This window comes from Plesiomonas sp. (assembly GCF_051650925.1).
In the GTDB taxonomy this organism is placed as follows: Bacteria; Pseudomonadota; Gammaproteobacteria; order Enterobacterales; family CAMTGL01; genus Plesiomonas.
This window is the reverse complement of record NZ_JBOFRH010000236.1, coordinates 1-1,527: the sequence shown is the minus strand read 5'-3', so window position 1 is coordinate 1,527 and position 1,527 is coordinate 1. Positions and strand designations below refer to the sequence as shown.

The following is a 1,527-nucleotide window of genomic DNA, read 5'->3' as shown; positions in this document are numbered from 1 at the left end:
TTTCTGGCTCGATCATCCAAAACTCAGCCAGATGGCGGGTCGTGTTGGAGTTTTCCGCACGGAAAGTTGGGCCAAATGTGTACACTTTAGACAGCGCACAAGCATAAGTTTCAACATTCAGTTGGCCTGATACGGTCAGGAAGGCTTCTTTACCGAAGAAATCTTGTGAATAATCCACCGCACCTTTGTCGGTCAGCGGTAGGTTTTCCATATCCAGCGTGGAAACACGGAACATTTCACCTGCGCCTTCACAATCTGAGGCAGTGATCAGTGGGGTAGAGATCCACAGATAGCCATTTTCATGCAGGAAACGGTGAACGGCTTGTGCCAGCGTGTTACGCACACGTGTTACTGCGCCCACAATATTGGTACGCGCACGCAGATGGCCCACTTCACGCAAGTATTCAATAGAGTGGCGTTTTGCAGCCATTGGGTAGGTGTCAGGATCATCAACCCAACCGAGCACTTTTACGTCAGTAGCGTGGATCTCAAAGGCCTGACCTTGACCCGGAGAAGCAACGACAGTACCGGTGACTTCAACCGAGCAGCCGGTAGTCAGGCGCAGCACTTCACTCTCGTAATTGGGCAGAGAATTGGCAATAACTGCCTGCAGAGGATCAAAACATGAGCCATCATAAACGGCAAGGAATGAGATCCCCGCTTTGGAATCTCGACGTGTTCGTACCCAGCCTTTTAGGGTGACTTCACTGTCAACCGCGGCCTGGCCACGCAATACATCAACGACAGGCATTACGCTCATACTATTCTCATACTCCGTATTTTTGCTTTTCTTAGGCACTGAATGCACCTAGCAAGGATAATTGCTTATGTTACCTGCCGATCCGCAGGACTCAAGCATAAATTCTGCGTAATTGTGTTCATCGGGTGAGTTTTTTCTATTTTCAGTATCTTTTTCTTCTTTACGATGAGGTATGGAAGGGGGCGTAGCGGTAAATATTACAAACTGAATTGTTTTTGGTGTTAAGTGTCGTTATTTTGCTATCGAATCAAATTTAAAGTCTGACTTTAATCATATAAATGAATTATTGTTTTGCTTTTGCACTTAATTTGTAGTGAATTATGCTGGATTAACTACCCATACCTCTTTCGGGAAAAGGTAAATTCAAGGATATAAGCACTCATGACTCGACACGATGCGTTGCTGCATTCATCGCAGGAAAATACAGTTTCTTCTTATTTTTCAGATCGCTATGAACAAGTTATGGCATGGTTTTTTAGCCGTGATCCCAAACAATGGCCGATTTATCAAGATCCGGGTTTGCAGCAAATTATCGGTTTTCGGCAAAAGCATTTAGCGCCTGCCGAACGTTTGGCCGCTTATCCGCAGGGGGCTGCCATGTTTGCGCAGATTGACGGCATGCGCCAGATCCAGCCACATATGCAGCCACCGAGTGCGGGCACAGATCCGCTACTGACATTTGCCGCAGCAATGTCAAAAGACTGGGAAAACCCAAGTTCAGTTGAAAACGTGATTACTATGCCCAGTGATCCGGCAGTATATGGCGC

General features: G+C 46.7%; 1 protein-coding gene and 1 pseudogene. One reads left to right on the top strand and one right to left on the bottom strand.

Features of this window, described 5'->3' with window-relative positions; translation table 11 throughout:
• Positions 1-760: amino acid--tRNA ligase-related protein (locus tag ACRC27_RS05555; RefSeq protein ID WP_438639385.1), on the bottom strand; the 760-nt coding region annotated here is incomplete at its 3' end.
• A 381-nt stretch (positions 761-1,141) separates the two neighbouring features.
• On the opposite strand from ACRC27_RS05555, the pseudogene ACRC27_RS05550 reads away from it, so the two are divergent.
• Positions 1,142-1,527 (top strand): annotated as a pseudogene (locus ACRC27_RS05550) (aspartate aminotransferase family protein); the annotation flags it as partial.